At 60.6% G+C, this 274-nt stretch carries 1 protein-coding gene; it reads right to left on the bottom strand.

Annotation, left to right across the window (positions count from 1 at the left end):
- Nucleotides 1–214: hypothetical protein (locus R0J92_RS22935; RefSeq protein WP_411053364.1), on the bottom strand; the 214-nt coding region annotated here is incomplete at its 3' end.
- Between the last annotated feature and the right edge of the window lie 60 nt (nucleotides 215–274).

Genomic DNA, 274 nt, shown 5'->3' with positions numbered 1-274 from the left:
CCGTCACTAAGTCGGTGGTGAATTGCCCCGCTATCATGTTGACCAGTTGGCCAATGCTGGTACGCGGGAAGAGTTTTAGAACGTCTGGCGTCACGGGTCGGCCTGCGGTCTGTATGTACCCATCGTAGGCTTTCTGGCCGCGCTGCCCGATCTGCCAGACCACATACGCACCGCCGCCCACCAGGGCCAGCAGCGCTAAACGGTCTACGTTCATGCCATTGATACCCCTTGCCGCAGTTGCGCCACGCTGTACGGCTGTTGGCCGTTCTCGTGC

The organism is Tritonibacter sp. SIMBA_163, assembly GCF_046535935.1.
Taxonomy (GTDB): Bacteria; Pseudomonadota; Alphaproteobacteria; order Rhodobacterales; family Rhodobacteraceae; genus Epibacterium; species Epibacterium scottomollicae.
The sequence above is the reverse complement of the archived record's forward strand: the minus strand, read 5'-3'. Positions and strand labels throughout refer to the sequence as shown.